Origin of the sequence: Paraburkholderia sp. HP33-1 (genome assembly GCF_021390595.1) — a bacterium.
GTDB lineage: Bacteria > Pseudomonadota > Gammaproteobacteria > Burkholderiales > Burkholderiaceae > Paraburkholderia.
On record NZ_JAJEJR010000002.1, the window covers coordinates 1,509,627 to 1,529,026 of the forward strand.

A 19,400-nucleotide genomic window follows, 5' to 3' on the forward strand; every position below is an offset into this window, starting at 1 on the left:
GACACCGAAGACACTGTGACGCAGTGTCGTGGGCAACGACTAAACGTTCCCATCGATGGTGGCGGCAAGCGCTAAATCAGTCCGCGGCTTGCACGTTCGCCGCAAATCTCGAGCGCATCGGCGCGCGGGCCGCCGACCGATTCGGCAACGCCCGCGCGCAGCTTGCTCGCCCTACTTCGCAACCCGCGCCTGCAACGCGCGGATCCGCCCAAGCGCCTGCGCGTTCGACACCGTCTCCTGGTACATCTGCGCGAGGTCGGCCTTCAGCGCGGTGCGCGAACCGCCGTCGAGATACACCATATGCCCTGACGGATAGAATCGCGCCGACAGGTTCTGCCGCACCTGCTGACTGACGAGCGGCATCTGCTGCAGATCGAGTACGGTCTGATAGAACGGCGTGACGAAATCGAAGAAACCGTTCGCCGACAACACCTTCAGGTCGGGATTGAGCGCCATCACGGCTGCAAGGTCGCCGGCCGTGTACAGAATGATGTTGCCCTGCGAGTCGACACCCTTCTGCGCGCCAGTCGGATCGATATGGCTGAAATCCCAGTACTTGAACGCCTGATCGTTGAGGTCGGTGAACGACGAGTTCGACGTGTACTTCAACTGCTCGTTCAGATACACGTTCCACATCGTCGTGTAGACCCCGGTGACCGCGGTCATCGTCGGATCGTTGCCGCCCGAGTTCGGGTCGATCTTGCCGGCGATGCCGGTGTCGATCGCGGTCACGCGGCCGTCGTAGGCGCCGAGCGCGAGGCCTTGCGACCTCAGCAACGTGGTCAGGAACAGCGAGTTGCCGCGGCTGTCGTAGCCCGCGATGTCGAGGCTCCACGCGAGCAGCGTCGTTTTGTCGATGCCGGTGTATTCGCTGAGCTTTTCGACGGTCGAGGCGTCTGTGGTCGGAAACTTGCGCAGCGCGTCCAGGTAGTCGGTGCGCGCGAACTGCGCGACCTCCTCGGCGAACGTGCCGAGATCGGTCGGCCGCGGTGCGACGCCGAGCTTCTTGTGATACCACGCGTCCGCCGCCGCCGTGGGCAGCGCGCCGACCGGGTTGCCCGATTGCGTGTAATCGAGAATCGACGATTGCAGCGTAATGCCGTTCAGATCGACCCCATCCTCGTGCAGCCGGTATGCGAGCACGCAGCTGCGCGCCGTGCCGTAGGACTCGCCGAACAGATACTTCGGCGAATTCCAGCGGTTGTTCTTCGTCAGGAAGCGCTTGATGAACTGCTTGATCGAATCCGCGTCCTGATCGACGCCCCAGAAGTCGCGGTTCTTCTTCGGCGCGATTGCCGCCGAATAGCCGGTGCCGACCGGGTTGATGAACACGAGGTCGCTTTTGTCGAGCAGACTGTCCGGATTGTCTTCGAGCGAATACGGGGCGGGCGGCGTGAAGCCCGGCATCGACGTCTTGATGCGGCGCGGCGCGAACGAGCCGAGCAGCACGAATACCGCCGACGACCCCGGCCCGCCGTTATAGAAGAACGTGACCGGCCGCGTATCTTCCTTCTGGTTGTCCTGCGTGAATGCGACGTAGAACATTCGCGCCGACGGCTGCGAGCTGCTCGGATCGACGATCACCAGATGGCCCGCGGTCGCCGTGTAGTTGATCTTGTGCCCGCCGATCGTCACCGAATGATGCGTGATCGCGGCCGTCTCGACTGTTTCGGTGACCGAATCGTCAGGGCCGTTGCCGTAGGCTACCGGATCGAAGAACGGCTGGTCGCCGGCCTTGTTCGGCGCGCTTGTGGCGGTGGCCGCGCCTGCTGTGGCCGTGGCATGCGTGTTGTGCGGCGAAGGCTGATTACCGGAAGCTGATTCTGTGTTCGTCATGATCGCTCCAAGGGTTCGTTTTACGTGCCGTGCGTCCTTGTTCTTACGTCTTGTTGTTGTTTGTCGTGCCCCGTGTTGCAGACTATAGTGCGGCCGCGACCTTCCCGCCATTGGGACTACCAAGTCCCGTGCAGGCGTCCCATCCCGGCGACGCCGCGAAGCTGCCGTTGTTGCCCTGCGTGATGTCGTTGCACACGCCCGGCGCCTTGTACAGCTTCGCGTTGACGAAGCCGGCCGGCTGTCCCTTCGCCGCGTTGATGCGCGCAATCAGCGCGGCCCACAGCGGCGCGACCGCGCTGGTGCCGCCCACCACCGTTTGCGCGCCGTCAACCAGCACGTCGTAGCCGGTCTGCGGCGATGCATCGCCTGCGACGTCCGGCACGCCGCGCCCGCTGAGCGGCTTGTTGCCGCCGCCCGTCAACGTGGCCGACAAACCCTGCTGCCACGCGGGCACGGGAAACGCGGTGCTGACGCCGCCGCCGCTCGCGCCGCCCAGCTCGCCGTCGTTCCACACGACCTCGCTCGTGATCGACGAACCGGACGTTGTAAGGTGGGTGCCGCCGCAAGCGAGCACGTACGGGCTCGAGGCCGGGAAGTCGACCTGGTCGCCGCCGCCCGACCCGTCGCTCGACCCGCTGTCGCCCGAGGCCGCGCAGATCGTCACGCCGAGCGCCGCCGCCGACTGCAGCACGCTGTTGAGGGCCTGCATCGACTGGCTGGTCCAAACCGATTCCGGCGCACCCCAGCTGATCGAGATCACTGACGGCTTGTTGGTCGTGTCGTGCACCGCGCGGCTCACCGCGTCGATGAAACCGGCGTCGCTGTTCTGGGTGAAGTACACGGCAATGGCCGCGCGCGGCACGATCGCACCGACGATCTCAATGTCGAGCGTAACCTCGCCGTCCGGCCCGTTCGGGTCGCCGCTCGGCTTGTTGCCGGCCTGATCGACGCCGACCGGCGTGACGGTCGGCGCGCTCACGCCAAGGCTCGCGAAATAGGTCTTCAGGTCCGACGCGTTATAGCCGCCGCCGAGCTCGATGATGCCGACGCACTGGCCGTCGCCGTCGCCTTGCGGAAACTGGTAGAGCGACGCGAGCTGCGGCGGCGTGTACGACGCCTGTTGTTGGCGCGCCGGCACGAACGGCGGACGGATGCGGAAGTGCGGCCGCGCCTGCGGCCGGTTGTCGAGGCCGAGCACCGCTTCGACGACGCCATGCAGATCGTCCGGCACGCTGATCGTGCCGGTGCGGCCACGGAACTGGCCAGCCATGTGGTGCTGGTAACGTTCGAGCTTGACCTCGAACGCGCTCTCGAATTGCGCGATCGTGCCGCATAGCACCACCGAGCGCGCCGCCGGATCTTCGCGCACGACGGCGAGCCCATGCGCGGCCGCGAACGCGCGGACCTTCGCGATGTCGTCGGGCAAAGCGCCAAAGTCTTTGGCGAGCGTTTCACGCGACAGCGGCTTCACGCTCGGGTCGCCCGCTTCGATGCGGCTCATCAACGCGTCGAACTGCGCCTGCTGCTGGCGGCGCAGCATCACGAAGACTTCGATCCTCTCGGCGGGATCGCATTGCCCGATGACCTTCGTGCCCTGCTCGACCTGCCGCTCGCTGCCCGGCAATGGATGCTTGGTGACCATGGTATCGACTCTCCTGTTAGCGTGGCGGCGCACACGATCACATCTGACCGCGCGGCCCCGCAGTGGGCAAGCACGCCACGCACCTGCCCGGGGCGCCTCGTTTAGCGCGATATGCGGCAGGGGTTGTTCAAGACCTTCGCTCCACCGTCCGACCCAAGCATTCGAACACAGTTCCGGCGCGCGTGGCAGTCGTACGAGTGGCTAATGGGCTGCGACGAGGCGACACGCTATGATGCTGAAGCGGCATTCCCGCCGTTTCATTGCCGCGCGCGCCGCCTGCGCGCACGGTCGAGAAATCAGAGGAACCCATGTCAATTTCGATGTATCAAGCATCACTGCCTGTGCTGATCCGCGGCCTCACGAACCTGCAGGCCATCCTGGGTAAAGCCGAGGCGCACGCCGCCGCGAAGCAGATCGAGCCTTCGGTGTTCACGAATGCCCGGCTCGCGCCGGACATGCTGCCGCTTCTGCGCCAGGTGTATATCGCGAGTGACACCGCGAAGGGTTGCGCGGCGCGCCTCGCCGGCGTCGAGCCGCCGAAGTTCGAGGACGTCGAGCAGACTTTCGACGAATTGCAGGCCCGTATCCAGAAAACGATCGATTACCTGAAGGAATTCAACGCGGCGCAGATCGACGGTTCGGAAAGCCGCACGATCACGCTGAAACTGCGGCCGGGCCCGATCGAATTCACGGGAGTGTCATATCTGTTCGGTTTCGTGCTGCCGAACTTCTTTTTCCACGTCACGACTGCATACGACATCCTGCGTCATAACGGTGTCGAACTCGGCAAGCTCGATTATCTGGGCGGAATGCAGCAATAAAGGCGGCCGGCGGGTCGTCGCTCGCGCGGCGCCCTGCTCATGCGTGCAGGCGCGGCTGGAATGCGATCACCGCCATGCCGGCCAGCGTCAGCGCAACGCCTGCCGCGTCCCATAGCGTGGGCCGCACCTCGTCCACGATCCACAGCCACGCAATCGCCACCGCCACGTACACGCCGCCGTAGGCCGCATACACGCGGCCCGCGGCGGTGCCGTGCAGCGTCAGCAGCCAGGCGAACAGTGCGAGGCTTGCCGCGCCGGGCAGTAACAGCCACGCGGAGCCCCCCTCCTTCAGCCAGCGCCATGGCAGGTAGCAGCCGAGAATCTCGGCGACAGCGGTTACGACATACAGCAGAAAGGTCTTCATCGAAGGACGTGGGAAGGTGGTTGTGTCGCCGCGCGTGCGCGCGGCCGCCTGTTCTGGTGCACCGGCGTGGTGGCCGGCTGCGCTATCGGCTTTATTAACACAATCACCGGGTACTGCGCGCTCGGCGTCGCCGGTCGTCGACCCAGCCAACTCGCGCCAACCCCACGTCTCAATCCAGCGAAAGCCGCAGCGCAAACCCGATCAACGCAGCCGAAAACGTCCACCGCTGCACCGTCTGCGCGAACGGATGCGCGCGCATCCAGTGGGCGATGCGTGCGGCGCCGATTGCATACAACGCGTCGAAGCATGCGCCGATCACGAACAGCACGACGCCGAGTTCAATCATCTGCCACGCCACCGGCCCCGCGTCGGGCCGAACGAATTGCGGCAACAGCACCGAGCAGAACAGTAGCGCCTTCGGGTTGAGCAGATTCGTCAGCAGACCTTTGACGAATGCGGTCCGCAACGGCCGCGACGCGTTGCCCGCATCGCTCGAAGCAGGGGTTTCCACGCGCGGCGCGTCGGCGGCCTGCCCGTCACGGGCACCAGCGGGCAGCGCAAATCCTGGCGAACGAAAGATCTGGATTCCAACCCAGGCGAGATAGACCGCGCCGACGTAGCGCACCGCATCGTACAGCCACGGCGCGTTGCGCAGCAGCGCCGCCATCCCGCACGCCGACAGCGTCACATGCGTCGCGCGCGACACGCCGAGCCCCGCGGCGGCCGCAAAGCCGCTGCGCACGCCGCGCGCAATACTGGTTTGCAGGACCAGCGCCATGTCCGGCCCGGGCACCGCATAAACGACAACCAATGCCGCCACATAGACGGCCACCAGGTGAGCGGAAATCATTGGAGCCTCCTTGTTTTTAGAGACTCCATGTTGCTATCGGATGCGGAGGGTTTGCTGGCGAAGTTCTGCCCCAACCGCATCAAAAATAGCGGAATGCGCTAAGATTTATACATCTGATAGCGCCTTCCCCCAACCCGAAAAAACCACATCCCAACCATGTCCGCCGACGACCTCGACAAAACCGACCGCGCGATCCTCGCCGCGCTGCAAAACGATGGCCGCATGTCGAATGCGCGTCTAGCCGAGACGGTCGGCCTCAGCGAGACGCCGTGCGCGCGGCGTCTGAAGCGCCTGGAGAATGATGGTTATATCGACCACTACCGCGCGGTGCTGTCGCGCGCCGCGCTCGGTCTGGGCGTGGTCGCATTCGTGCTCGTGCGCTTCGCCGTCCACGACCGCGTAGTGTCCGCGCGCTTCGAGCGCGAGGTGCAGGCGATCCCGCGTATCCTGTCGTGCCACAACGTCTCGGGCAGCGCCGACTACATCCTGCAGATCGTCGCGCGCGACCTCGACGACTACGGCACGTTCATGCGCGATCAACTGCGCAGTCTGCCGGGCGTGACCTCGGTGGAATCGGCGTTATCGTTGCGCGAAGTGAAAGCGTATGGCGGTCTGCCGCTCTCCTGAGCGCGAACATGGCATAGTCACCCCTTTAAGCGGCGCGAGCCGTTCCGACGCAACCCGACGACCCCGGAGCTCTCATGGATCACGACAAGGCGCGAGCCGAAGAAACCGCCGCAATGGAGCGCGTATTGACCGCCACGAAGCGGGTGCAGACGGCGTTCGCGTCGCTGCAATCGCAATTCCCGCCGGCCGGCAACGGCCAACCCTCGCAATTTGCGTTGCAGACTTTCGACGCCGCGCTGCAGGAGCTCGAAGACGCGCAGGCCGCGTTTGACGAACTGCTCGGCGATCTGCTCGACGGCAATCGTTGAGCGCCCGCGAGCGGACGGCCGGCGCTCAGCCGGCGCGCCGACAGATGCGGCTCAACGCACGTCCGTCTCCACCACCGGCTCGCAGAGAATCGGAAAGTTGACCGAGTTCGCGACATAGCACTTCTGATGCGCGACGTGATGCAGATGCGTGGCCAGCTCGACGTCACCGCCCGCGCGGATCGTCACGCGCGGGCGCAGCACGATCTGCGAGAAGCGCCCTTCCTGAGCGGTATCGAGCATCGTGCCTTCGGCGTCGTCGCGATAGTCGAGCACGACGATACCCGCCTCCGAGCACAGATGCAGATACCACAGCTTGTGACACGCGCTCGCCGACGCGACCAGCAGATCCTCGGGATTCCAGCGCGTCGCGTCGCCGAGAAACGCCGGATCCGACGAGCCCGGAATGTCCGGCTTGCCGCCAGAAGAGATCACGTGATCGCGGCCGTAGTCGCGGTAGCCGGACGTGCCGCTTCCGCGGTTGCCCGTCCATTGCACCGAAACGCGGTACTTGTGCTCGCCGTGTGCCATTCGCTTCCCCTGTGGTCGGATCGGACCTGCATTCTATACGCGGCGCACTAGCGCGGCGGCGCCGCGCGGCCGGTCACGTTCGGCGCGCGCGGGTCGGGATTCATGTAGAGCGCCGTGCCGTTCGCGCGCATGTCGTTGAGCGTGGGGCCCGAGCCGGTCCCGCCGCCGGCGCCGAGGCCATACGTGCCGCCAGGCGACATGCCGGGCCCCGGCATGGCAGTCGGACTGACGCCGGTACCGATGCCCATCGCGCCGCCGGCAGCCGCATTGCCGGTGGCGGCGGACGGATTGGCGCGCGCGTTGGTGCCCGCATTAGTCGCGCTTCCGCTACCGCCAGAATTGCCCAGTTGCTGGGCCTGGATCGCCCCCGCGGCCCCCACGGTCAACAGCGCCGCAAGCAACGCCGACCGCACCATCCCACCTGTTGTCCTGTCCATACCCACCTCCAGCGCATCGATCCGCCGAGCTACGACGTCTATTCTGAGCCGATCGCCCGAGCGCTGCACAGCGGCGCGCTCCCGCCCGCGCACACGGCGTGTCCGTGCGCGTTATGATCGATCGTTACGCCAGAACGGCCGTTCGCGCACGATGGAGCACGCCTACATCCACCTTTTGCATCTGCTCGCCGGCCACGCGTCGTGGATGCTCGCGGTCGTTTTCCTCGCCGCTTTTCTCGAAGCCGTCGCGGTCATCGGCACCTTCATCCCCGGCAGCACTGCGATGTTCCTCGCCGGCGCCGTGACCGGTACCGGCTCGCTGAGCCTTGCCTGGGTGTTCGTGTGGGCAATCGCCGGCGCGATCGCCGGCGACGGCATCAGCTTCTGGCTTGGCGATCGCTACAAGGAGCGCATTGTCCTTCTGTGGCCGTTCCGCACCCATCCCGAAGTGCTCGACGCGGGTCAGCGCTTCTTTGTGAAGCATGGTTCGAAAGGCGTCGTGCTCGCCCGCTTCATCGGCCCGTTACGGGCGATCGTGCCGGTCGTCGCGGGCATGATGGGCATGCGGCCGCTGCGCTTCTACGCGATCAACGTGCTCTCCGCGCTGCTGTGGGCGCCCGCGCACATCCTGCCCGGCGTCGTGTTCGGCGCATCGGTGCTGCTTGCCGGCGCGGTATCGTTCCGGCTCGTCGTGATCATCGCGATGCTCTTGTGCATCGTGTGGCTCAGCTTTCGCGGCGCGGGATTTCTGGTGTCGCACGCGAACGCGTGGTCGAGCGCGGCGGGCCGTCATCTCGGCAATTGGGCGTGCCGCCATCCGGGTCCGCTTGGCCGCGCCGCGCGTCGCATGCTCGACCCCGACACGCCCGATGCGACCCACCTGCTCCTGACGTCGCTGATCGTGCTGGTGGCCGGCGCGCTTTTCGTCGGGGTCCTCGACGATGTCATCAGCGGCGATCCGCTGACCACCATCGACCTGTCCGTCTATCACTTCCTGCAATCGGTGCGCACGCCGTGGGGTGACACGGTGCTCGCGGCGCTCGCGACACTCGGCAGCGGTATCACACTGATCGTGCTGGTCGTCACGGTCGCGCTGTGGATGGTGTGGGAGCGGCGCTGGCGCACGATCAGCTACTGGCTCGCGGCGGTCGTGTTTTCGCAGCTGCTGATTCTCGGCCTGCAACTCGCGATGCACCGCGCGCCACCCAATGAGCTGATGGCGAGCCAATACGTGTTTCCGAGTAATCACGTCGCCGCGACGGTGATCGTCTACGGCTTTCTCGCGTTCCTGCTCGCGCGCCGGGTCGGCAAGCTCGAAGGCGTGCTGGTCGCGGGCGCGAGCATCGTCGTCGTGATCGTGGTCGCGCTCGCGGGCGTCTACTTCGGCCGCTACTGGGTGTCCGACGCGATCGGCGGCGCGGCCCTCGCGTATGTGTGGGTCGCGCTGATCGCGTTGACCGCGATGTGGCGGCATCCGCAGCCGCCAGCGCAGCGCCCGGTCATGCCGCTCGTGGTGCTCGCGATCATCGCGCTCAGCGTCGGCCTGCAACTCGGGGTCGCGATGCCGACCCCGCCGGACAGCGCGCCGCAACCACCGCCCGTACAACTCACGCAGGCGCAGTGGAAGCTCTCCGGGTGGAAGCGCCTGCCGTGCTTTCGCTCCGACATGGGCGGCGATCACAAGGAGCCGCTGACGCTGCAATGGGTCTCGGAGCCCGCTTCGCTACGCGAGCAGTTGCGCGCGCAGGGCTGGGTCGAGGGGACCGACGTGTCCGCGCACAGCCTGCTGTCGCTCGCCTCGCCCGATGTCGCCGCCGTGTCGCTGCCGGTGCTGCCGAAGCTGAACAACGGCGTGCCGTCGTCGCTGGTCTTCACGCGGCCGGGCGAATCGCGCGAGGAACGCTACGTGCTGCGCTTCTGGCCTAGCGGCTACGCGGTCGACAACGGCACCGCCGCGGCGCCGCTGTGGGTCGGCGCGTTCGCGCACGAGCGACTGACGCGGCCTTCCTGGCCGCTGAACATTCTGCGCATCGACCGCGACGCCGGCCCGTTCGACGCTCGCGCCAAGGCGGCTGCCGGGCTCGGCGCGACGGTCCTCGCAGAGGTCGATTGTCATGGCGTGCCGGTGTCGCTGCTCGTCTCGCCGATGGAATGAGTGGCATCTCCCTGTATGTCACTCGCAAAATGGACTAAAACCAGATAGCAGGAACCGGCGTCCATTGCCGCATTTTCTCTGAAACACGCCGGTCCTGATTTTGTACCCAATCGTAAGGTTTAAAGCCATCGTCTCATTGCGACCTGAACTCGTAGATCAATAGGAGCTCCGCGTGCGGAATCGATTGATATCTCGCGTGAAGAAAGACCGCCAGTCCGCCATACGCAGCTACCGCTCGCGTGTTTCCCGATTATCTTCAAGTCCGCTTTCCAGCTCATTTTCCAAACTGCTCCCCAGCCTGTCGCTTTGCATGAGCGCGCTGGTGCTCGGCAGCTACTCCGCGTATAGCGTCGCTGGGGTTTCCATATTGCGGCCGCCGCGCGAAGCGAGGTCCGACGAACCGCTCGTGGTGACGATCGTCTACACCGGCGACGCTTCCTCCGGCACGTCGGTTGACGTGCCTCGCACCTTGAGCGTAACGCTGACCAACGGCGAGGCCCTGCCAAGGGCCGTTCTGCTCACGCGCGAATCCGGCGCGCCCGAGCATGTGCGGCTCGCGGCCGGTGAGATGAAGGCGATCAGCTATAGCGCGCCGTGGCCCGAGTGGGCGCGCGGTGCGCTTCGCGTCGACGTGCCCGGCGTCGACGTATCGCCTTCGGTGGTCCTGCTCACGCGCATGCCTCGGAGCGCGGCGACGGCCAGCGCCGCAACGGCCGCACCCGCGTCTGCGGCGGCGGTTGCGTCCGCATCCGCACCGCTTGCGATCGCGCCAGCAGAAGGGCCGATGGCCGGCAACGAATCGATCGCCACGCAAATACCGCCTTCGACCGTGAAGCCCACGAATTCGCTGGTGCCGGACATCGGCACCTTCCTCGCAGGGCGGTTGTCGCTCTACCAACCCACGTACTTCGCCGATGGCTGGGACTCATCGGACAACGGTCTTGCCAAATTCCAGGTCAGCTTCAAGTTCCGCTTCGTTTTGCCCGATGATCCGCGCTCACGCCGTTTTCTCGACAACCTCTATTTTGCCTACACGCAGACTTCGCTCTGGGATATCCGCGGGCATATGAACCCGTTCTACGATACGAGCTACATGCCCGCGCTTTTCTACTACCTCGAGGACACCGGGTGGAGGACCAGCTGGTTCACCCGGATGGGCGTCGAGACGGGCTACGAGCACGAGTCGAACGGGACCGCCGGTCCCGATTCGCGCGGCATCGACATCCTGTACGTGAAGCCGATTTGGGAATTCGGCGACCTCAATGCCAACCACCTGACCGTTGCACCGAAAATCTACGGGTACACACACAAGCAGGACACGAATTCGGATATCGCCAACTATCGCGGCTATGTCGACCTGCTGGTCAAATACGGCAGCCCGGATGGCTGGCAGCTCGCGACCACCTTGAGAAAGGGCACGAAATCGACCTATGGAAGCGTCGACGTACAATTTACCTACCCGCTCGCCAAGCTGTTCGGCAGTGCCTGGGGCGGGTATCTGTTTCTCAACTATTTCAACGGCTACGCAGAAGATCTTCTCGCTTACAACCAGCACCGCTGGGCCGCGCGAATTGGCTTCGCCGTGTCGCGCTGACACATGACGTTAGTTCTCTGTAGGCGCCGACCAAGAGCGGGAGTGTTGCATTGATCTCCCGCCTCAACAGGACCTACCACCCGTACTTGAGCTCGATACCGGCGTAGTCCGCGTTGTGCCCGCCGGCCTGCCTGATCGAGTCGCCCACCTGGAAGTGCACGGCTTCGATGGAACCGATCAGATTGGCGGCAATCGTCCAGTCGGCACGAAGTTGCAGATACATGCCCGTCCATAGGGTGCCCTTGCCTGCGGTGCGTGGCACGGGTTGAAGCGGCTGCTGATACACGGCGTCCGCAGTCGTTTGGCGCCACTGAAAGCCCAGTGCGCCGAGCAGGGCGAGATTGGCCGTTGGCTTGAGCGTGATGGACGGCTTGATATGGATCAGGTTCGCATAGCTCGTATAGCCTGCGAGCGTGAAGTAATAGCCATTCGGAAACAACGGATTGAAGGTCTCGAGTCGGCCGTCGTGCGGATGACGGTCACCCGAAGCCGCGTCGACCTGCACTGAAACTTGCGGCGACCACGGCATGTCGAGCTTGTAGCCCGCGATCGAGCCGACGGCCCACGCGAGGATCGTGTCGTTGCCGACCGTCCCCGTCTGCAGCATTCCTTCGATGTCCCAATTGAAGCGACCGTACGTGCCGAAGTAACGCGTATCCCAGACATCGCGCCGCTCGCTGCCGCTCGCGTCGAGGTATTGCGCGTTGCTGCGGCTGTAGAGCGACCAGTAGCCGGACAGATCGCCCGGCCCTACCGCCTTGCGCTCGAATCGCACGCCGCTGAAGGTGAGGTTACGGTTCGACACATCGTCGAACACGGTGGCGTCGCGATTTTGCACGGGTTGCGTCGCGTAGGCGATGAAGCGCCATTTCTGGTATTCGTAGTCGGCCCAGATCGCGTCGTAGGCCTGGCGCACGTTGGGGCCGTCGCGCACGGAAATGAACCGCTGCAGGTCGAATGCCATTTCCTGGCGGCCCACGCGAAACTTGAACGTGCCACCGCCAAGCGCGCCCGTATAGGTCACGAATGCCTGCTCGAGATCGAGCGGGTTCTTGTCGACCGGCGTGACCACGTTCTTGCCGAACGCGCGCGCATCTTCGAGTTGCACGAAGAACTGCCAATGGTCGGCGAGATGTGCATCGGCGTGAACCTGGATGCGCTGGAGCAGATACGTATCCGACTGCGTGCCGATGCCGAACAGCGTTGCGTTATTGCTTTCGATCCGCTCGCGCAGGTTCACCCCGAGCGACAGATAGGACGAAGGGTCGGCGCCGAGCGGTATGTACTTCAGGCTGTCGAGCGGCTTGCGCGGTACGCAGGGATTCGCGAGCACCGACCAGTCTTCCTGCCAGCGATTGAACATCACCACCGGGCGTTTGGCATCGCACGCGGTGGTCGGCGTCGGGACGGCCGACTGTGCGGGCGCATCGGCGTATGCCGCATCGGCCAACGTCAGCAGCAGACCCGCGTAGACCGCGACGCTCGCGGCCTTTTCGAATCGACGCCCGCGCCTTGCAGTCGACACCATGATGTCCCTCCCCGTTGTCCACTTGTGTTTATGTGCGCCCGCTTGTACGCGCGGCGGGCGCAATCGAGGCCATTCTCCCTAAGCTGCAGCCTCAAGCGTGGCCAGGTGTGGCCGCGCGTTCGTGCTCCCCGGTGGTCATGGCGAGCGCCACGAGCGCGAACGCCGGCGCGAGTAGCGCCCAGAATCCCATGTGGCGGTAACCCAAAGCCCCAGCAATCGCCCCGATCGCGAAAGCGACGATAGCTGGCAGCATCGTCGCGAATCGTGCGCGTGCGACATCGCGCACGCTCTCGGACGTGTCGGCCGATAGCATGTCGACCGCATCGAGGATGGCTTGCGTGACGTTGCCCGTCATCACGGTATTCGGCACGCTGGCGCGCTTGATGAGCTTGGGATGCGCATTCTGCACGCCCATCGCAAACGCGCCGACGATACCCGCCACCGTGACCGCGAAGCTTTCGGGTTGCGTGACGGGCGTCGCCCAGACGCCGGCCAGGCAGTAGCCGAACATGAGCACGGCCTGCACTGTATGAAGCAGGCGCGAGCCCTGCCGTGCGTGCCGCTCGGAGAGCGATCGCACCAGCAGGCTGCTCACGACCACCCCGCCGACGAATGCCGGAAACACGATGAGCTTGAGCAACACGCCGCGACCGAAGCCCGCAACGCCGGCGCCGATCAGCACGAAGTTGCCTGTCACGTGCGCGGTGAAGAGCCCGAACAGCGCAACGAAGCTCAGCGTATCGACGAAGCCCGCAATCGCGGAAAGAATCGTGTCCTCGGACTTCATTTCGCAGCGTTGGCGTGGATCTCGGCGATGTAACCACCAGGGAACTGGACGATCGCGGCGTTGCGCCCGTCCGAGGTGAACGCGGGCACGAGCACGTTCACGCCTGCAGCCTTCGCCTTCTCCAGCGTCGCGGAGAGATCGGCCACTTCGTAGCCCGTCGTTTCCCGCCCGTACGGGTAAGGCAGATGACCGTTCGTCACGAGCACGGTGATCTTGCCGAAGCCCGACTCGATGCGCACGCGTCGATAGGTGCCGTCCGGCTGTCCGACTTCGATGCCTGGCGCGTTCGCCACGTCGGACACCACTCTGCCGTTCGAGAACTTGACGAAATCGTGAACGAACTTATGCAAGCTATCGGGCGAAACGTAGACCCGATTCTCTGGAATCTTCTCCAACGGGTCGTAGCGCGGCGCCTCGGTATGCCAGTAGAGCTGCATGTTCACGCCGCCTCCCCAGCGGATGACCGCATCACGGCCAATCGGGTCGGAAAACGTGTCGACGATCACATCCGCGCCGTGGTCGCGCGCTACTTTCATGGCCGTGTCCATATTGGTCACGAGATAGCCGGAACGCTCCGCGCCGAACGGCCAGGGGATCGGCGTCTTGAAGCCGAACACCGAAATCGTGCCCGACGGCGTGAAGACGAGCTGCGACATCGTCTGGCTCGGCGTGGGCGTGACCTGGAATACGCCCTGCTTCGACTTGCGGCCGCCGAACGTCGCGACGAAGCTGTCGGTGAAACGGTCGAAATCTTCGGGCGCGACGTATACGTGGGTCGTGTCGTATTGCGCACCGACGGCAAGCGTCGGCGTTGCGGCGGGCATGACGGGCGGCTTCGCGAACGAGACGGGCGCGACGGCGAGAGCGGCCGCGATCGTCAGGCCAAGCAATGCGGAGCGAATTGTTCTCATGACGGGATTCCCTGTTGTTTCGGCTTCCTTTCGGAACGATCAGATCAGTCGCGGCTGCCGCCCGCCGCATGATTCACATCGCCGAGCATGGTCGCGAGCACGAGCGCGGCGATCAGCCCCACGTGCTCGAAAAAGCTGTTGAGCGCCATGAAGCGCGCGGTGCCGGTCTCATTCCAGAAGTCGTTGGCCACCACCATCGCGACGACGGTCAGCACGGCGAGTCCGCCAGCACCGAGCCACGTATAGCGCCGAAAGACCACGCAAAGCGAACCAACGATCTCCACCGCTACTGCGAGCGCAGCCCAGAGCGCGGGCGGATGCAGGCCGAAATGCGCCTGCTCCGCGATCGCGCTGTCGAAGTTCAGCGCCTTGTTCACGCCGCCTATCAGGTAGGCCGACACGAGCGCGAGACGCACGAGCGGCGCCACCCATGGCTGCGCAAGGAGCGTCCGGATCCATGCCGGGTTGCTGCTGCCGCTCAGCGCCGTCATCTCAGATGGCCCAGCACGAGCAACCAAACGCGCCCCAGAATGCCTTCGCATCACCGGCGGGCAGCGCACCTCCCCATGCGACCGCGTGCCCATGACCGTGCACGTTGCACGCGCGCGCGCAGCCGCACGCCGCGGCCGCGGCGGCACGCTGCAGCGGAGCGCTTCCGCCCCGCGCCGCGCCCCATGCACCGTAACCGGCGTAGCGCCGCACCGGCGACCAGTCAGGCATCGCCGGGGGGATCGGCGCGTCATACTGCGAGAACGGGCCCGCGCCCCAGACGATCCGGCCGCCGACCACCGTCAGCAAGGCCGTGGTGGCGGCGATATCGGCCTCGGCGCAGGCGAAGAAGTCGCGGTCAGGCACCATCAGATCCGCCAGTTGCCCGACCGCTATGCGGCCTTTCCTGCCCTCCTCGTTCGAGAACCAGGTTACGTACTCGGTCCACATGCGTAGGGCCGTTTCGCGGTCGAGCAGGTTGCGCTGCGGATACATGCGCAGGCCCGCGACCGTCTTGCCGCTCACGAGCCACGCGAGCGACACCCACGGGTTGTATGACGCTACACGGGTCGCGTCGGTGCCGGCCGAAACCTTGATGCCTTTCGCGAGCATCTTCGCTACTGGCGGCGTGGCTTCCGCAGCCTGCGCGCCGTAGCGCTCGACGAAGTACTCGCCCTGATAGGCCATGCGGTGCTGCACCGCGATGCCGCCGCCCAGCGCCGCGATGCGGTCCATCGAACGCTCGGAAACCGTTTCGGCGTGATCGAAGAACCAGTTCAGGCCGCTTAGCGGGATCTCCTTGTTCACCTTCTCGAACACGTAGAGCGCGCGGCTGATGGTTTCGTCGTAAGTGGCGTGCAGCCGCCACGGCCAGCGGTTCTGCGCGAGCACGCGCACCACGCCTTCGAGTTCGCCTTCCATTTCGGGCGGCAGTTCAGGACGCGCCACGCGGAAGTCCTCGAAGTCGGCCGCCGAAAACACGAGCATCTCGCCCCCGCCGTTGTGACGGAAGTAATCTGTACCGTCGTGATACTTGACCGTGCTGGTCCAGTTCACGAAGTCCTCTTTTTCGGCCTTCGGCTTCTGCGTAAAAAGGTTGTACGCGACGCGAATGGTCATCTCGCCCGCGTCATGCAGCTTGCGGATAATTTCGTAATCCTCTGGGAAGTTCTGAAAGCCGCCGCCCGCGTCAATCGCGCCGGTCACACCGAGGCGATTGAGCTCGCGCATGAAGTGGCGCGTCGAGTTGTACTGATACTCGGGCGGCAGCTTCGGGCCTTTCGCGAGCGTGGCGTAGAGGATCGCGGCATTCGGATTGGCAAGCAGCAACCCGGTGGGATTGCCCGCGTCGTCGCGCAGGATCTTGCCTCCTGGCGGCTCAGGCGTGTCCTTCGTGTAGCCCACGACACGCAACGCGGCGGCGTTGAGCAGCGCGCGGTCATACAAATGCAGGATGAACACGGGCGTATCGGGCGCCGCCGCATTGAGTTCCTCGATGGTCGGCAGACGCTTTTCCGTGAACTGGTGCTCGGTGAAGCCGCCGACCACCCGTACCCATTGCGGCGCGGGCGTGATCGCGACCTGCTGCTTGAGCATCTCCATGGCAACCGCGAGCGAGGGCACGCCGTCCCAGCGCAGCTCCATGTTGTAGTTGAGGCCGCCGCGGATCAAGTGCAGATGATTGTCAATCAGGCCTGGCAACACGGGCCGGCCGCCGAGATCGACAACCCGGGTCGCACGGCCCGCAAGCGGCATAACGTCAGCATCGCTGCCGACTGCCACGAAGCAGCCATCGGCGATCGCCGCTGCCGTGGCGGTGGGGTTGCTTGGGTCCAGCGTGGTGAACCGTCCGTTATGAAGAATCAGGTCGGGTTGATTGCCGGTTGTGCTCATGTGCGCTCCTTGCTTCGCTCACTATGTTCAGTTCAATCAAAGTCCGAACAACTGCCTGAGGGCTGGCACGGCCTGTACGCCGATCACCATGCCCAGCAAGCCGATAAGGGCAACGAGCGGCGGCGCGGGCGACCGAATCTTGATTGCGCTGTAGATCACACCTGCCAGCAACCCTGCCCCCAGTGACACGAGATACGGTTTCATATGATCGCCCTCTCTGACAGCATAGAATGCAGGTGATTACATCCCGGTTCGTCCCCCCGGGTTCTGCCGCACGTCCCCCGGTTGCATTGGGTCGTCCTCAGCGCACTAAGTGCGCGCTGCAGACGCTCGTCGATTCCACTGCCAACATGCGCCAATATGCAAAATCTTCCTGATCTTGAAGCCTGGGCCATCTTCGCGCGCGTTGCGGAGACCGGCTCCTTCGCGAAGGCCGCCGACCTGTTCGGCATCTCGCAACCGACCGTCTCCAAAGCCATTGCCCGTCTCGAACACCGCCTCGGCACCATGCTGCTGTACCGCACGACACGCAAGCTGTCGCTCACCCCGACCGGCGAACGGTTGCGCAACCGGGCGGTTCAACTGCTCGCCAACGCCGAGGTCTTCGAAAGCGAGGCATCCGCTCTCGCGCTCGAACCCCATGGCGTCGTGCGCGTCAACGCCCCGACGTCGTTTGGCCTGCTCCATGTCGCACCGCTGCTTCCCGCCTTTCTCGAGCACCACCCGAGCGTCGACGTCGACCTCGTGCTCACCGATCATCCCGTTGACATCGTTTCGGGCGGCTTCGACGTGGCCATCCGCATTGCCGACATGAGCGATTCCTCGGTAAGCTCGCGCCGCATCTGCACGGTACGCCGGCGGCTGGTGGCCTCGCCCGCCTACCTCGAGCGGCACGGACGCCCCGAACACCCGCGCGATCTCGAACGACACGCGACCTTGACCGACACGAGCCTGCCGACTCCCGAATACTGGCGCTTCCGCTCCATGACCTCGGACGACGAATATGCGGTGCCCGTGCGCGGTCGCGTGCGCAGCAATAACGCCGACGTGCTCCTTCCATCGTTGATCGCGGGACATGGTCTCGCCTTTCAACCGGAGTTCCTGGTGTGGGACGCACTGCAGCGTGGTGAGCTCGAGCAGGTCATGTGCGACTGGAGAATCGCCGACATCGATGTCAACCTCATTACGCCACCGAGCGTCGTACGCACGCCGCGCGTCACCGCGTTGCTCGAAATTCTCGTCGAGCATCTGGCGCACGCCCCATGGGCGATGGCCGAGAGCTGACTGCAAAACGGCAGTCAGCATTGCGCATGCGTGCTCACCGGTGCGGCGCATTCGCCAGGAATACGCCACGCCCGTTGCAGCCACTACGACGCACGTTCACTTCGCCGGTACGGCCGCCAGCGCCTCATGCGGTGTGGCCGTGCGCTGCGCGGCCTTGTGGACCATCGTGTACGCATAGTCGATGCCCATGCCGTATGCGCCCGAGTGCTCCTTCGCGATCGCCATGATCTCGTCGTAGGTTTCGCGGCGTGCCCAGTCGCGCTGCCATTCGAGCATGACCTGTTGCCAGGTGACCGGCACGACACCCGCCTGGACCATGCGCTGCATCGCGAAGTCATGCGCGTCTTTCGACGTGCCGCCCGAGGCGTCGGCCACCATGTAGATCTCGTAGTTGCCTTCGAGCATTGCGCATAGTGCGAAAGTCGTATTGCAGACTTCCGTCCACAGCCCCGACACGACCACCTTCTTGCGGCCATTCGCGGCAAGCGCGTCACGGACTTTCTGGTCGTCCCATGAGTTCATCGAGGTACGTTCGAGCAGCTTCTGGCCTGGAAACACGTCGAGCAGTTCCGGGTACGTGAACCCTGAGAAGCTCTCCGACTCGACGGTCGTGATCGTGGTCGGAATCTTGAACACCTTGGCCGCCTTGGCCAGTGCGACGACATTGTTCTTGAGCGCCTGACGGTCCATGGACTGCACGCCGAATGCCATTTGAGGCTGCTGATCGATGATGATGAGCTGACTGTTTTGCGGAGTGAGTACTTCAAGCTTCGGATTGCTCATGACGTACATCTCCTCTAATAGGTAGACAAGAAACCCGCCTCACCGGCATGACCGGGAGGATTTCATCGTTCATCGCGCCGGGGGCTGCGACATCCAGCCCTCGCCATTTAACACGCAAACCCGCCGAAAGAACACCCATGAAATGGAATTAATTCGATTCGCAAATTTGCATCTACGGGTTGTCCTAACGACGCTTTCCTTATTCCGGCAAACCCGATACGCTTGCGAAACATTCGCTGCGCAGTGCCTCTCACCGACAGGTCGTCTACGGGACTCGCATCATGAAACCGTATATTTTTTCTTTCCTCGCAGGTGCGCTTGTCGGGGTCGTTTACTACGCAATCGGTGTGCAGTCGCCTGCTCCGCCCACCATTGCGCTCGTGGGACTGCTCGGTATTCTGGCGGGCGAGCAGATACTTCCCGTCGTGCGCCGCATGTTTTCAGGCATCAAACTGAATGTGGCCTGGCGCGAAGCGAAATGCAGCCAACATATGTTCGGCTCACTGCCGGGCGCTCACACTCCCGACGCAGCCACCAAGGACCCGCGAGCATCGTGATGCTTC

At 64.5% G+C, this 19,400-nt stretch carries 20 protein-coding genes; 7 read left to right on the forward strand and 13 right to left on the reverse strand.

Going from position 1 to position 19,400, the window contains the following annotated elements; all coding sequences use genetic code 11:
• Window positions 1-171: 171 nt before the first annotated feature.
• Together L0U81_RS22845 and L0U81_RS22850 are read right to left on the reverse strand one after the other, a co-directional pair.
• Window positions 172-1,836, reverse strand: a complete 1,665-nt coding sequence (locus tag L0U81_RS22845) for a S10 family peptidase (RefSeq protein ID WP_233805763.1) — start codon at window positions 1,834-1,836, stop codon at window positions 172-174.
• An 82-nt stretch (window positions 1,837-1,918) separates the two neighbouring features.
• Window positions 1,919-3,478: a S53 family peptidase gene (locus tag L0U81_RS22850; RefSeq protein WP_233805764.1), complete on the reverse strand. Its 1,560-nt coding sequence runs from the start codon at window positions 3,476-3,478 to the stop codon at window positions 1,919-1,921.
• Between the two features lie 308 nt (window positions 3,479-3,786).
• Between L0U81_RS22850 and L0U81_RS22855 the strand changes: the two genes are divergently transcribed.
• On the forward strand, window positions 3,787-4,299 hold the full coding sequence (locus L0U81_RS22855) for a DUF1993 domain-containing protein (protein WP_008922220.1): 513 nt from the start codon (window positions 3,787-3,789) through the stop codon (window positions 4,297-4,299).
• Between the two features lie 37 nt (window positions 4,300-4,336).
• On the opposite strand, the gene L0U81_RS22860 is transcribed toward L0U81_RS22855, so the two are convergent.
• Together L0U81_RS22860 and L0U81_RS22865 are read right to left on the reverse strand one after the other, a co-directional pair.
• Window positions 4,337-4,663: a YnfA family protein gene (locus L0U81_RS22860; protein ID WP_233805765.1), complete on the reverse strand. Its 327-nt coding sequence runs from the start codon at window positions 4,661-4,663 to the stop codon at window positions 4,337-4,339.
• Window positions 4,664-4,832: 169 nt separating this feature from the next.
• Window positions 4,833-5,513 carry a LysE family translocator gene (locus L0U81_RS22865; protein WP_233805766.1) on the reverse strand — a complete coding sequence of 227 codons (681 nt, stop codon included), beginning with the start codon at window positions 5,511-5,513 and terminating at the stop codon, window positions 4,833-4,835.
• A gap of 156 nt (window positions 5,514-5,669) precedes the next feature.
• Here L0U81_RS22865 and L0U81_RS22870 point away from each other — a divergent pair, with 156 nt between their 5' ends.
• Window positions 5,670-6,140: an Lrp/AsnC family transcriptional regulator gene (locus L0U81_RS22870; RefSeq protein ID WP_233805767.1), complete on the forward strand. Its 471-nt coding sequence runs from the start codon at window positions 5,670-5,672 to the stop codon at window positions 6,138-6,140.
• Window positions 6,141-6,214: 74 nt separating this feature from the next.
• The gene (locus L0U81_RS22875; RefSeq protein ID WP_233805768.1) at window positions 6,215-6,448 is read left to right on the forward strand and encodes a hypothetical protein; all 234 of its coding nucleotides are present in this window, start codon (window positions 6,215-6,217) and stop codon (window positions 6,446-6,448) included.
• Between the two features lie 51 nt (window positions 6,449-6,499).
• Here L0U81_RS22875 and L0U81_RS22880 read toward each other — a convergent pair whose 3' ends face one another.
• The gene (locus tag L0U81_RS22880) at window positions 6,500-6,976 is read right to left on the reverse strand and encodes an OsmC family protein (RefSeq protein ID WP_233805769.1); all 477 of its coding nucleotides are present in this window, start codon (window positions 6,974-6,976) and stop codon (window positions 6,500-6,502) included.
• Window positions 6,977-7,023: 47 nt separating this feature from the next.
• Entirely contained in the window at window positions 7,024-7,413 is a 390-nt protein-coding gene (locus tag L0U81_RS22885) for a hypothetical protein (protein WP_233805770.1), read from the reverse strand.
• Window positions 7,414-7,564: 151 nt separating this feature from the next.
• On the opposite strand from L0U81_RS22885, the gene L0U81_RS22890 reads away from it, so the two are divergent.
• Together L0U81_RS22890 and L0U81_RS22895 are read left to right on the forward strand one after the other, a co-directional pair.
• A complete protein-coding gene (locus L0U81_RS22890) occupies window positions 7,565-9,568 on the forward strand; it encodes a bifunctional DedA family/phosphatase PAP2 family protein (protein WP_233805771.1) in 2,004 nt (667 codons plus the stop codon).
• 310 nt (window positions 9,569-9,878) lie between these two features.
• Window positions 9,879-11,162, forward strand: a complete 1,284-nt coding sequence (locus L0U81_RS22895) for a phospholipase A (protein ID WP_233805772.1) — start codon at window positions 9,879-9,881, stop codon at window positions 11,160-11,162.
• A 73-nt stretch (window positions 11,163-11,235) separates the two neighbouring features.
• On the opposite strand, the gene L0U81_RS22900 is transcribed toward L0U81_RS22895, so the two are convergent.
• The 6 genes from L0U81_RS22900 to L0U81_RS22925 all read right to left on the reverse strand — a co-directional run bounded on the left by L0U81_RS22900 (window position 11,236) and on the right by L0U81_RS22925 (window position 16,974).
• A complete protein-coding gene (locus L0U81_RS22900) occupies window positions 11,236-12,690 on the reverse strand; it encodes an alginate export family protein (RefSeq protein ID WP_233805773.1) in 1,455 nt (484 codons plus the stop codon).
• Between the two features lie 91 nt (window positions 12,691-12,781).
• Window positions 12,782-13,477, reverse strand: a complete 696-nt coding sequence (locus L0U81_RS22905; RefSeq protein WP_233805774.1) for a YoaK family protein — start codon at window positions 13,475-13,477, stop codon at window positions 12,782-12,784.
• A complete protein-coding gene (locus L0U81_RS22910) occupies window positions 13,474-14,388 on the reverse strand; it encodes a glyoxalase (RefSeq protein ID WP_233805775.1) in 915 nt (304 codons plus the stop codon). The genes L0U81_RS22905 and L0U81_RS22910 overlap by 4 nt, the downstream gene beginning before the upstream one ends.
• Window positions 14,389-14,432: 44 nt before the next feature.
• Window positions 14,433-14,879 (reverse strand): DoxX family protein, encoded by a 447-nt coding sequence (locus L0U81_RS22915; protein ID WP_233805776.1) that lies wholly within the window; start codon window positions 14,877-14,879, stop codon window positions 14,433-14,435.
• 1 nt (window position 14,880) lies between these two features.
• The gene (locus L0U81_RS22920; protein ID WP_233805777.1) at window positions 14,881-16,770 is read right to left on the reverse strand and encodes an amidohydrolase; all 1,890 of its coding nucleotides are present in this window, start codon (window positions 16,768-16,770) and stop codon (window positions 14,881-14,883) included.
• 36 nt (window positions 16,771-16,806) lie between these two features.
• Window positions 16,807-16,974: a DUF1427 family protein gene (locus L0U81_RS22925; RefSeq protein WP_233805778.1), complete on the reverse strand. Its 168-nt coding sequence runs from the start codon at window positions 16,972-16,974 to the stop codon at window positions 16,807-16,809.
• Window positions 16,975-17,130: 156 nt separating this feature from the next.
• Here L0U81_RS22925 and L0U81_RS22930 point away from each other — a divergent pair, with 156 nt between their 5' ends.
• A complete protein-coding gene (locus L0U81_RS22930; RefSeq protein ID WP_233807904.1) occupies window positions 17,131-18,054 on the forward strand; it encodes a LysR family transcriptional regulator in 924 nt (307 codons plus the stop codon).
• A gap of 96 nt (window positions 18,055-18,150) precedes the next feature.
• Here the strand turns inward: L0U81_RS22930 and L0U81_RS22935 are convergent, their stop codons facing one another.
• On the reverse strand, window positions 18,151-18,837 hold the full coding sequence (locus tag L0U81_RS22935) for a hydrolase (protein ID WP_233805779.1): 687 nt from the start codon (window positions 18,835-18,837) through the stop codon (window positions 18,151-18,153).
• A 281-nt stretch (window positions 18,838-19,118) separates the two neighbouring features.
• Here L0U81_RS22935 and L0U81_RS22940 point away from each other — a divergent pair, with 281 nt between their 5' ends.
• Window positions 19,119-19,394 carry a XapX domain-containing protein gene (locus tag L0U81_RS22940; RefSeq protein WP_233805780.1) on the forward strand — a complete coding sequence of 92 codons (276 nt, stop codon included), beginning with the start codon at window positions 19,119-19,121 and terminating at the stop codon, window positions 19,392-19,394.
• Window positions 19,395-19,400: the final 6 nt, after the last annotated feature.

What these genes read in the sequence shown, in the direction of transcription:
- L0U81_RS22845 (WP_233805763.1), bottom strand. Translation starts at nt 1,836, where the DNA reads ATGACGAACACAGAATCAGCTTCCGGTAATCAGCCTTCGCCGCACAAC.
- L0U81_RS22850 (WP_233805764.1), bottom strand. Translation starts at nt 3,478, where the DNA reads ATGGTCACCAAGCATCCATTGCCGGGCAGCGAGCGGCAGGTCGAGCAG.
- L0U81_RS22855 (WP_008922220.1), top strand. Translation starts at nt 3,787, where the DNA reads ATGTCAATTTCGATGTATCAAGCATCACTGCCTGTGCTGATCCGCGGC.
- L0U81_RS22860 (WP_233805765.1), bottom strand. Translation starts at nt 4,663, where the DNA reads ATGAAGACCTTTCTGCTGTATGTCGTAACCGCTGTCGCCGAGATTCTC.
- L0U81_RS22865 (WP_233805766.1), bottom strand. Translation starts at nt 5,513, where the DNA reads ATGATTTCCGCTCACCTGGTGGCCGTCTATGTGGCGGCATTGGTTGTC.
- L0U81_RS22870 (WP_233805767.1), top strand. Translation starts at nt 5,670, where the DNA reads ATGTCCGCCGACGACCTCGACAAAACCGACCGCGCGATCCTCGCCGCG.
- L0U81_RS22875 (WP_233805768.1), top strand. Translation starts at nt 6,215, where the DNA reads ATGGATCACGACAAGGCGCGAGCCGAAGAAACCGCCGCAATGGAGCGC.
- L0U81_RS22880 (WP_233805769.1), bottom strand. Translation starts at nt 6,976, where the DNA reads ATGGCACACGGCGAGCACAAGTACCGCGTTTCGGTGCAATGGACGGGC.
- L0U81_RS22885 (WP_233805770.1), bottom strand. Translation starts at nt 7,413, where the DNA reads ATGGACAGGACAACAGGTGGGATGGTGCGGTCGGCGTTGCTTGCGGCG.
- L0U81_RS22890 (WP_233805771.1), top strand. Translation starts at nt 7,565, where the DNA reads ATGGAGCACGCCTACATCCACCTTTTGCATCTGCTCGCCGGCCACGCG.
- L0U81_RS22895 (WP_233805772.1), top strand. Translation starts at nt 9,879, where the DNA reads ATGAGCGCGCTGGTGCTCGGCAGCTACTCCGCGTATAGCGTCGCTGGG.
- L0U81_RS22900 (WP_233805773.1), bottom strand. Translation starts at nt 12,690, where the DNA reads ATGGTGTCGACTGCAAGGCGCGGGCGTCGATTCGAAAAGGCCGCGAGC.
- L0U81_RS22905 (WP_233805774.1), bottom strand. Translation starts at nt 13,477, where the DNA reads ATGAAGTCCGAGGACACGATTCTTTCCGCGATTGCGGGCTTCGTCGAT.
- L0U81_RS22910 (WP_233805775.1), bottom strand. Translation starts at nt 14,388, where the DNA reads ATGAGAACAATTCGCTCCGCATTGCTTGGCCTGACGATCGCGGCCGCT.
- L0U81_RS22915 (WP_233805776.1), bottom strand. Translation starts at nt 14,879, where the DNA reads ATGACGGCGCTGAGCGGCAGCAGCAACCCGGCATGGATCCGGACGCTC.
- L0U81_RS22920 (WP_233805777.1), bottom strand. Translation starts at nt 16,770, where the DNA reads ATGAGCACAACCGGCAATCAACCCGACCTGATTCTTCATAACGGACGG.
- L0U81_RS22925 (WP_233805778.1), bottom strand. Translation starts at nt 16,974, where the DNA reads ATGAAACCGTATCTCGTGTCACTGGGGGCAGGGTTGCTGGCAGGTGTG.
- L0U81_RS22930 (WP_233807904.1), top strand. Translation starts at nt 17,131, where the DNA reads ATGCAAAATCTTCCTGATCTTGAAGCCTGGGCCATCTTCGCGCGCGTT.
- L0U81_RS22935 (WP_233805779.1), bottom strand. Translation starts at nt 18,837, where the DNA reads ATGAGCAATCCGAAGCTTGAAGTACTCACTCCGCAAAACAGTCAGCTC.
- L0U81_RS22940 (WP_233805780.1), top strand. Translation starts at nt 19,119, where the DNA reads ATGAAACCGTATATTTTTTCTTTCCTCGCAGGTGCGCTTGTCGGGGTC.